This is a genomic window from Porticoccus sp., from assembly GCA_023261185.1.
GTDB lineage: Bacteria > Pseudomonadota > Gammaproteobacteria > Pseudomonadales > Porticoccaceae > Porticoccus > Porticoccus litoralis.
This window is the reverse complement of the sequence record JALRJN010000016.1, coordinates 45,695-54,143: the sequence shown is the minus strand read 5'-3', so window position 1 is coordinate 54,143 and position 8,449 is coordinate 45,695. Positions and strand designations below refer to the sequence as shown.

General features: G+C 55.9%; 9 protein-coding genes. 6 read left to right on the top strand and 3 right to left on the bottom strand.

What is annotated here, in order from left to right:
* The 3 genes from amrB to ACYZYZ_RS01615 form a co-directional block, all read left to right on the top strand.
* Positions 1 to 695: AmmeMemoRadiSam system protein B (amrB, locus tag ACYZYZ_RS01625; RefSeq protein WP_461482997.1), on the top strand; the 695-nt coding region annotated here is incomplete at its 5' end.
* Positions 689 to 1,270 carry an AmmeMemoRadiSam system protein A gene (gene amrA / locus ACYZYZ_RS01620; protein ID WP_305169792.1) on the top strand — a complete coding sequence of 194 codons (582 nt, stop codon included), beginning with the start codon at positions 689 to 691 and terminating at the stop codon, positions 1,268 to 1,270. The genes amrB and amrA, both read left to right, overlap by 7 nt.
* A 54-nt stretch (positions 1,271 to 1,324) precedes the next feature.
* Entirely contained in the window at positions 1,325 to 1,801 is a 477-nt protein-coding gene (locus tag ACYZYZ_RS01615) for a flavin reductase family protein (RefSeq protein WP_305169791.1), read from the top strand.
* 4 nt (positions 1,802 to 1,805) lie between these two features.
* Here the strand turns inward: ACYZYZ_RS01615 and prmC are convergent, their stop codons facing one another.
* From prmC to hemA, 3 genes are read right to left on the bottom strand one after another with little or no spacing between them, the layout of a single operon-like run.
* The gene (gene prmC / locus ACYZYZ_RS01610) at positions 1,806 to 2,651 is read right to left on the bottom strand and encodes a peptide chain release factor N(5)-glutamine methyltransferase (RefSeq protein WP_461482996.1); all 846 of its coding nucleotides are present in this window, start codon (positions 2,649 to 2,651) and stop codon (positions 1,806 to 1,808) included.
* 3 nt (positions 2,652 to 2,654) lie between these two features.
* Positions 2,655 to 3,737: a peptide chain release factor 1 gene (prfA, locus tag ACYZYZ_RS01605; RefSeq protein WP_461482995.1), complete on the bottom strand. Its 1,083-nt coding sequence runs from the start codon at positions 3,735 to 3,737 to the stop codon at positions 2,655 to 2,657.
* Positions 3,738 to 3,764: 27 nt separating this feature from the next.
* On the bottom strand, positions 3,765 to 5,033 hold the full coding sequence (gene hemA, locus ACYZYZ_RS01600; protein WP_461482994.1) for a glutamyl-tRNA reductase: 1,269 nt from the start codon (positions 5,031 to 5,033) through the stop codon (positions 3,765 to 3,767).
* 196 nt (positions 5,034 to 5,229) lie between these two features.
* On the opposite strand from hemA, the gene ACYZYZ_RS01595 reads away from it, so the two are divergent.
* The 3 genes from ACYZYZ_RS01595 to ispE are packed head-to-tail and all read left to right on the top strand — an operon-like array spanning position 5,230 to position 8,447.
* Positions 5,230 to 7,002 carry a tetratricopeptide repeat protein gene (locus ACYZYZ_RS01595; protein ID WP_461482993.1) on the top strand — a complete coding sequence of 591 codons (1,773 nt, stop codon included), beginning with the start codon at positions 5,230 to 5,232 and terminating at the stop codon, positions 7,000 to 7,002.
* A gap of 3 nt (positions 7,003 to 7,005) precedes the next feature.
* The gene (gene lolB, locus ACYZYZ_RS01590) at positions 7,006 to 7,608 is read left to right on the top strand and encodes a lipoprotein insertase outer membrane protein LolB (protein WP_305169786.1); all 603 of its coding nucleotides are present in this window, start codon (positions 7,006 to 7,008) and stop codon (positions 7,606 to 7,608) included.
* Complete coding sequence (gene ispE, locus ACYZYZ_RS01585; protein WP_461482992.1) at positions 7,608 to 8,447, top strand: 4-(cytidine 5'-diphospho)-2-C-methyl-D-erythritol kinase; 840 nt, start codon at positions 7,608 to 7,610, stop codon at positions 8,445 to 8,447. The genes lolB and ispE overlap by 1 nt, the downstream gene beginning before the upstream one ends.
* Positions 8,448 to 8,449 lie beyond the last annotated feature (2 nt).

Below are 8,449 nucleotides of genomic sequence, written 5' to 3'. Positions count from 1 at the left end.
ATAGCCAACCGGGCACCCCTCTGCGCCCGAAGGCATTGATCGTTCCCCACGCAGGCTATATCTACTCCGGCCCGATTGCCGCCAGCGCCTACCGGCTGCTGCAGACCTATGCCGACCGGATTCGGCGAGTGGTGTTACTTGGCCCGTCTCACCAGGTCGCTTTTCGGGGCCTTGCCGCTCCGGAAGAAGACCTGTTTCAAACCCCCCTGGGTGACATTACTGTCGACCGGTCGTCAATTCACCAGCTGCAAAGCCAGGGCCTGATCGCCGTGCGCAGCGATGCCCACCAATGGGAACACAGCCTGGAAGTCCAGCTGCCATTTTTGCAAAGTGTCTTGGGAGAATTTCTGTTGCTGCCACTGGTGGTGGGAGACGCCAACCCACAACTGGTGGCCGACACCCTGCGCGCCAGCTGGGGTGGAGAGGAAACACTGGTCGTAGTCAGCAGTGATCTCAGTCACTACCATTCCTACAGTGAGGCCCGACAAATCGACCGCCATACCAGCGCGATGATCGAATCATTAAATGGTACGCTAAACGGCGAACAGGCTTGCGGATGCAGAGCCGTAAACGGATTATTGGCCGTAGCAAAGGAAAAACAACTCGCCATCACCACTCTGGATCTTCGCAACTCGGGGGACACCGCAGGTGACCGCGATCGCGTGGTAGGATATGGCGCCTATGCCCTGTGTTGAACGCTATGCCCTTTATTGAGCTGAATTACGATGACCGCCAGACTCTGCTGTCCCTGTGCCGTGAAAGCATCCGCGTCAGGCTGTTGTTTGACCGGGACCTGAACATCGACAAGACTGCTTTCAGCCCCGCTCTGCAACAGACAGCTGCCTGTTTTGTCACCCTGAAAATTGACGGCAAACTGCGGGGCTGTATAGGCTCACTCGAAGCACATCAACCGCTAGTCGAAAACGCGGTGCATAATGCGGCTTCAGCCGCCGTGGATGACCCGAGATTTCCCCGGCTCACCCTGGATGAGGAAGCCCATATCGACATCGATATTTCCGTGCTGACCACTCCCATAGCACTGGAGTTCGACAGCGAGGAGGCACTGCTGGAACAACTCACACCGGGCAAGGATGGGTTAATTATCGAGTCCGGGCACTACCGGGCCACGTTCTTGCCCAGCGTGTGGAATAGCCTGCCAGGGAAAGCCGCTTTTCTGGCGCAATTGAAAGAAAAAGCCGGGATACCCCAGAATATTGAACCTGAAAAACTCACCGCCTGGCGTTACCAGACGCTGAGTTTTAGCGAGTAACCCGGAAAGACATCGGTGGCAAAGCCACCAACTGACCCCCAAGGGATAATAACAATGACCAATAACCCTCAGCGCGAGCTGCGCAATGCTATGGGTAACTTTGCCACCGGCATCACTGTGATTACGGCCCTGGATGGACAGGGCAACCCCAGGGGGATGACCGCCAACAGTTTCTCTTCTGTTTCACTCGAACCTGCCATGGTCTCCTGGTGCGTGGGGCGTGACTCTCGGCTGTTTGAACTGTTTCAGCAGACGGATCATTTTGCCGTAAACATTCTGCACAGCGGCCAACAGGCTATTTCACAACTGTTTGCCGGTTCCGAGCAGAACAAGTTTGATCATGTTAACTGGCATCCGGGCCTGCATGGACTGCCCATCCTGGACGACTGCCCCTGCCATTTCCAGTGCCGAATTGAACACCGGCACCCCGGCGGAGATCACATCATTCTTGTGGGCCGGGTACTGGAGTTCAGCAATGAGCCTCTGGAACCGCTAATTTTCCACGGCGGCCAATACCGCACACTGAAATAGTTTTTCAGGCGGAGTCCGTCCACTGGCCCAGTGTCGCGCGGTCCCGCCCGCCGAGATCCTGACGGGTTTCGACCCGATCAAACCCCGCTGCCTGCATTAGCTCCCTGACCGCCTGTGCCTGCTGCCAGCCGTGTTCTAGCAACAGCCATCCACCGTTATTCAGGTGCACTGGCGCCTGCTGGATAATGGTTTCCAGGTCCGCCAACCCTCCCCCCTCAGCCACCAGTGCAGACTTCGGCTCGAAGCGCACATCGCCCTGTTGCAGGTGTGGGTCTGATGAATCGATGTAGGGTGGATTACTGATCACCAGGTCAAACCGCAGGTCTCCTAGAGCGGCAAACCAGTCACTTTGGCGAATGTCCACATTGAGCAGACCCAGTTGGCGACGGTTTGTGTCCGCCAGTATCACAGCAGCATCAACTGCATCAACGGCAACTACCTGCCATGCGGGTTGCTCACAGGCTAGCGCCAATGCAATCGCACCGGTGCCAGTGCCCAAATCGATTACCTTCGCGCTTTCAGGCAATGGCAGTTGAAGTGCAGTTTCTACCAATAGTTCGGTATCAGGGCGCGGTATCAGCGTGGCCGGGGAAACCGACAGGGACAGGGACCAGAATTCCCGGCTCCCCGTCAGGTGGGCTACCGGTTCGCCCCGCAGGCGCCTCTCGAACAGCGCTTCAAACAACCGGTATTCGTCTTCACTGAGGGCATGCTCCGGCCAGGTAAAAAGATAGGTACGGGATTTTTGCAGCACATGGCCCAGCAGTACTTCGATATCCAGACGCGGGGTGTCGCTGACACTGGCAAGTGCTGCACTACGCCGTAACAGGCTGGCAATAGTCTCGACCACAGTCTACCCGGACAGGGCGGCAAGTTGCTCCGCCTGGTACTCGTTAATCAACGGCTGAATGACCTCATTGAGCTCACCCTCCATGATCTCATCGAGCTTGTAGAGGGTCAGGTTGATGCGGTGATCGGTGACGCGCCCCTGGGGATAATTGTAGGTGCGGATACGTTCGGAGCGATCGCCGCTGCCCACCAGTGAACGGCGCTCATCGGCGATATTCTTGGCCGCCGATTCTTCCTGGGCATTTTTCAATCGTGCCGCCAGCAGCGACATGGCCTTGGACTTGTTCTTGTGCTGTGAGCGCTCGTCCTGACATTCCACAACGATACCCGAGGGAATATGAGTAATACGGATGGCCGAGTCCGTCTTGTTAACGTGCTGACCACCTGCACCGGATGCCCGGAAGGTATCAATACGCAGGTCATTTTTGTTGATATCCACGTCTTCCAGCTCATCAGCTTCGGCCATAATGGCCACCGTGCAGGCGGAAGTGTGAATACGGCCCTGGGATTCCGTATCAGGCACACGCTGTACACGGTGCGCACCGGATTCAAACTTCAACAGGGAATACACCCCCTGCCCGACAATGCGGCTAATGATTTCCTTGTAGCCACCGTGCTCCCCCGGGCTCTCGCTGATAACCTCAACCTGCCAGCGCTGTTTTTCGGCATACCTGCTGTACATACGAAACAGGTCACCGGAAAAAATGGCCGCCTCATCGCCACCGGTACCGGCGCGAATCTCCAGGAATACGTTTTTTTCATCGTTGGGGTCCTTGGGCAACAGCAATTTTTGCAGGTCGACTTCCAACTCAGCGCGACGCGCCTCCCCCTCCTGAAGCTCTTCCTGGGCCATTTCCCGCATATCCGCATCAGCATCTTTCAGCAATTGGCTGGCTTCATCGATATTGACCTGAACCCGCTGATAGTCCCCATAGCTTTTAACCACAGGCTCAAGCTCCGCATATTCGCGGGATAAATCGCGAAAGCGATTCTGCTGAGCAATCACCTCGGGATCGCTCAGGAGTGCACTCACTTCTTCATAGCGGTCGGAAAGATGCTGTAATTTTTCCAGGATGGAGGCTTTCATTAACTCTCTTTATCTTCTTAAAGGTGGTTAGGGTTCAGACCCGTCGTCGGGTTTTTTGAGGCCAAACAGGTGATGCGCCAAGTCAATATGTTCTGTCAGGCCCTGTTCACCGGCCTGCTTCAACCGCGTAGTCGGGGTGTGCATTAATTTGTTGGTGAGGTTACGCGCCAGGCTTTTCAGGACCAGCTCCGGAGCCTGGCCGGCGCGCAGAGAAGCCAGCGCCTTTTCCAGTTCATGATCCCTGGCTTCCTCGGCGCTGCTGCGAAAAGCACGAATCGTGTCCACCACGTTCAGCGCGCGCAGCTGACTCTGCCAGCCCGCAACTCCCTGTTCGACAATATCCTCTGCCTCACCAGCGGCACTCTGCCGGGAGCGTATGTTTTCATCGATAACGGCCTGCAGGTCGTCAACGGTATACAGGTAGACATCCTGAAGCTTTGCCACCTCAGGCTCGATATCTCGCGGTACCGCAATATCCACCATAAAGATGGGTTTGTGCTTGCGTAGTTTAAGTGCCGATTCAACAGCTCCCTTGCCCAGAATCGGCAACTGACTGGCCGTGGAGGAAATCACCATATCTGCCCTGTGCAGATAGTCGGGTATTTCGGACAACAGAATGCCCTGGGCTGAAAACTGCTCCGCAAGGTCTTGCGCCCGACTGAGGGTGCGGTTTGCAACCGTGATTTCCCTAACGCCTTTCTCCTGAAGGTGACGGGCGACCAGCTCAATCGTCTCCCCCGCTCCGATCAAGAGCGCCCGCACATCCCGCAAGTCAGAAAAAATCTGCTGAGAGAGACTGACGGCAGCGTAGGCAACTGACACCGGGCTTTGCCCGATGGCGGTCTCTGTTCTCACCCGCTTGGCAATACTGAAAGCCTGTTGGAACAGCTGGTTCAGCACTGTCGACACTTTTCCTGCCTCACGGGCCACGGCGTAGCAGGATTTCAATTGACCCAGAATTTGCGGCTCACCGAGCACCATGGAATCGAGTCCACAGGCAACCTTCATGATATGGCGAACGGCGTCGGAATCGGTCAAGAGATAATGGCAACTCTGCAGCTGCTCCAGGGAGATGCGCCGCTGTTGGGCAAGCCAGTGTAGTACCTGATCCGCCTGCTCACCTTCCGCGTATATTTCCGTACGATTACAGGTAGAAAGTATCGCGACTTCCTTAAGCGCGGCAGCATCTGCCAGGCCCTGCAACGCTTCCATCATCTGTTCCGGGGCAAAAGCCACCTTCTCCCGGATATCGAGAGGGGCGGTTCGGTGGTTGATGCCCAGAGCAAAAATGGTCATGAAAACGGAGCTTGGAAGTGAGCCCGCAATTGTCCGATTCTCGACCTGCAAAGACAAGCGGTATAGAAATTCAGGCTCTTGGCACTAAAGGCCTTGATTTATTGTCTGAGTTATTGGCTACAATGAGGCCGCCTATAATGACATTAATCCAACCATTGCCCGACGAATCCGATATTCACCATTGAAAGAGCCAAAATTGTTTCAACACTTTACCCGTCTCTCCGGCATCGCCATGCCGACGCTTTTGGCTTGTTCAGTCATCCTGACGGGCTGTTCCACCCCCCAAGGCAATCAGGTCGTCAGTGATCAGCCAGCAGCGGTTGTCCCCACTACAGCTCCAGGGGAACAGCCAAAGGCTGACGAAGAGGCTGTGGAATACCCGGTGCGGGCATTCCCCACAGAAACCCTCTACGACCTCCTGGTGGCAGAACTGGCAGGCATGGACAATAACCTGCCTTTGGCGCTATCCAATTATCTGATACAGGCCAGAGCGACCCGGGACCCGGGAATTGTTGCGAGAGCGGCCCGCGTCGCCGCCTATGCCGAAAACCACCCTGCGCTGCTGGAAATGTCCTTGCTGTGGAGCGACATTGAACCGGACAACCTCGACGCCCGTAGCGTTGCCACATTGTCGCTGGGCAGGGAAGGCCGTCTGACAGAAGCCCTGCAACATGCGGAATTTGCGCTTAAACAGGGTGACCAGGAACCCATCATGGGCCTGACGGTGAGTGCGGGCGGCTCCACACCGGCGCAACGCCAGACGTTACTGGATGCCTACACCGATTTGCGCTCACGACTGCCCAGAGATGAAACCGTGTTGCTGACCTATGCCATGCTTCTCCGCCAGCAAGGCCAGTTCTTGACAGCGCTGGCCACCGTCGATGAGTTGCTTGAACAGGCACCGGCGAAAGAGAGTGCCATCATGCTGAAAGCCCAGCTACTTCACCAGCTGGGCAAAAAACAGGAAGCCACAAAATTCCTCGGCACCGTGCTGGATGGTCTAGCAGACAGTAAAAGACTGCGACTGCAATATGCCCGCTTCCTGGCTGAAGATGACCTGCTCGGAGCCTATCAACAACTGAATACCCTGATGGTGCAGTACCCCCACGATGCCGAACTGGCATACACCCTGGCTTTGGTCTGCCGTGGGCTCAACAAAAACGAGGAAGCCAGAGAACTGTATACCCAGCTCAGCAAGAACCCCAACATGGCGGCAGCCGCCCACTACGAACTGGGCCAACTGGCTGAGGAAGAAAACAACAGCGATGCGGTGCTTCTGCATTATCGCGCGGTCAGAAACGGTCCCAAATTCCTGCCAGCCGTAGTGAAGCTGGGTAGATTCATGGCCAGCAACGGACAACTTAGCAGCGCACAACTCTATATGAGCCAGCTGCGCCTGGAATACCCCCACTATTCCGCGCAACTCTATCAGATCGAATCTGAATTGCTGGTGGAGAATCAATTGATCGGCGATGCGCGCCTGATTCTCAGCGAAGCACTGGAGCATTTCCCCAACAACATTTCACTGCTTTACAGTCGCTCTATTCTCAGTGAACGAGAAAATGATTTTGCTAGCTCGGAGCAGGACCTCCGCGCCATCCTTGCCCAGGACGCCAATAATTCCATGGCGCTTAACGCCCTCGGCTACACCCTCACTCTGCATACGGATCGCTACGAGGAAGCGCGACAACTGATCCTGCGAGCACTGGAACTGAATCCCGGCGATCCGGCCATTATCGACAGCCTGGGGTGGGTGCTCTTCCAGCTCGGAGAATACGATACGGCCATCATCCACCTGCAGGAAGCGCTGGAAAAAATGCCAGACCCCGAAATTGCAGCGCATCTGGGCGAAGCGCTGTGGGCTAATGACCAGCAGGAAGAAGCGCTTCAGATTTGGCAGCAAATCCTCGAGCAGCATCCCGACAACCCTATCATTCTCGAAACCATGCAGCGCCTGCAGGCGGAATAGTTAGTGCGTCTGTTAGCCCTGATATTTGCCACGCTGTTTCTTGGCGCCTGTGCCAGCCACACACCCCGACCCGAGCCGGTCATATCAGACTGGCAACAACACCAGTCCGCGCTCCAGAACTTCAACAGCTGGCAGCTGGAAGGCAAGTTGGGCTATCGTGACAGTCGCGATGGCGGCAGTGCATGGCTGAACTGGCAGCAGTCATCAGACGCGTTCAAGTTACTGTTAAGCGGACCTTTCGGCACGGGTGCCACCCAGATTCTGGGCAACAGTCATCACGCAGAGCTGCGCCGCAGCGGCAAGGAGACCCTCTATTCGCCTTCGCCTGCAGCCCTCACTGAGCAGCTGTTTGGCTGGCAGTGGCCCGTGGATGAACTACATTTCTGGATTCGCGGCATACCTGCACCCAACACGACCCAGGATGTCAGCAGCCACAATCTGGATGGCACCCTGTCGACCCTTACCCAGGCCAACTGGCAATTACAATTCTCAGGCTACCAACAGGTCGGCCCGTGGATACTGCCCGGTCGTATCCGCGGGAACAGCGGAGAATACAGTTTCACGCTGGTCATCAAGCAGTGGCACCTGGACATGGAAAATCATTGATGCTGTCACTGCCTGCTCCTGCGAAAATCAACCTGTTCCTGCATATCACCGGGCGCCGTCCGGATGGTTATCACAACTTACAAACCCTGTTTCAGTTGTTGGATTTTGGAGATCAGCTGGACATTGAAGTCGATTCCAGCGGAGTCATCAGGGTCACACCAACCCTGGAGGCGGTTCCTCCTGAAGACAATCTGATCTATCGGGCAGCTCGACTGCTACAGCAAGAAAGCGGCTGCAAAATGGGGGCCGCCATCCATCTACACAAGCAACTACCAATGGGCGGCGGCCTGGGTGGTGGTAGCAGTGATGCTGCCACGACACTGATGGCGCTGAACACGCTCTGGCAGCTGAACTGGTCCAGGGAAAAACTGATGTTCCTTGGCCAGCAACTAGGCGCCGATGTACCCGTATTTATCTTTGGTCACAGCGCTTGGGCAGAAGGGGTTGGCGAGCAACTCACAAAAGTGGAAATGAAGCCTTACTGGTACCTGGTTTTGGCCCCGGACACACAGGTTTCTACCGCTACAATTTTCGCGCATCAGGGTTTGACAAGAAACACGCATCCGATCAAAATACGCGCCTTTCTCGAGCAGGGTGGCCGGAATGACTGTCAGACAGTCGTTGAGGCTCTATATCCTCAGGTAAAAAAAGCACGCCTCTGGCTCGCTCAATTTGCCGATGCTCGATTGACGGGAACAGGTGCCTGCCTATTTGCCCGCTTTGATTCAGAAGCTGATGCGAGATCAGTCCTGAAACAAATGCCGGCGCCTTGGCAAGGCTTTGTTGCACAAGGGGTCAACCGGTCACCCTTGCTTGACAAGCTCCCGTCACACAACTGACT

Coding starts and splice junctions, on each gene's coding strand:
- ACYZYZ_RS01615 (WP_305169791.1), top strand. CDS start 1,325: ATGACCAATAACCCTCAGCGCGAGCTGCGCAATGCTATGGGTAACTTT.
- prfA (WP_461482995.1), bottom strand. CDS start 3,737: ATGAAAGCCTCCATCCTGGAAAAATTACAGCATCTTTCCGACCGCTAT.
- hemA (WP_461482994.1), bottom strand. CDS start 5,033: ATGACCATTTTTGCTCTGGGCATCAACCACCGAACCGCCCCTCTCGAT.
- ispE (WP_461482992.1), top strand. CDS start 7,608: ATGCTGTCACTGCCTGCTCCTGCGAAAATCAACCTGTTCCTGCATATC.